Origin of the sequence: Thalassococcus profundi (assembly GCF_003344785.1) — a bacterium.
Taxonomy (GTDB): domain Bacteria; phylum Pseudomonadota; class Alphaproteobacteria; order Rhodobacterales; family Rhodobacteraceae; genus Puniceibacterium; species Puniceibacterium profundi.
The window spans coordinates 1-528 of the sequence record NZ_QPMK01000087.1 but is presented as its reverse complement, the minus strand read 5'-3'; the positions used below and the strand labels follow the sequence as shown (position 1 = coordinate 528).

General features: G+C 59.1%; 1 protein-coding gene. It reads left to right on the top strand.

Annotated elements, in window-relative coordinates; translation table 11 throughout:
* The coding region (locus tag DU478_RS22625) for an integrase core domain-containing protein (RefSeq protein ID WP_147276431.1) at nt 1-493 on the top strand (493 nt) is incomplete at its 5' end.
* Between the last annotated feature and the right edge of the window lie 35 nt (nt 494-528).

Genomic DNA, 528 nt, shown 5'->3' with positions numbered 1-528 from the left:
CCACGTCTGGTCCTATGACTTCGTCCAGGATCGGACCGCTGACGGGCGGGTCTATCGAACTCTGAACATCATCGACGAATACACAAGGGAGGCGATCATGATCCGCGTCGATCGCAAGCTCAACTCCACGGACGTGCTGGATGCATTGACCGACCTGTTCATCCTGCGCGGCCCGCCGGAATACATAAGATCCGACAACGGGCCGGAGTTCATCGCCCAGAAGGTGCGCGACTGGATCGCGGCGGTCGGGGCCAAGACCGCCTACATCGAACCAGGATCACCCTGGGAGAACGGCTACTGCGAAAGCTTCAACGCCCGGTTCCGGGACGAACTGTTGAATGGTGAAATCTTCTACAGCTTGCGGGAAGCCCAAATCCTGATCGAGCAATGGCGCATCCACTACAACACCGTCAGGCCGCACAGCGCATTAGGCTATCGCCCACCCGCGCCAGAAAGCTTCGTTCCATTGGACCAGCGGCCAACGATGCACTAACAATCAAACCGGACCACCCGATGGGGGCAGACCAC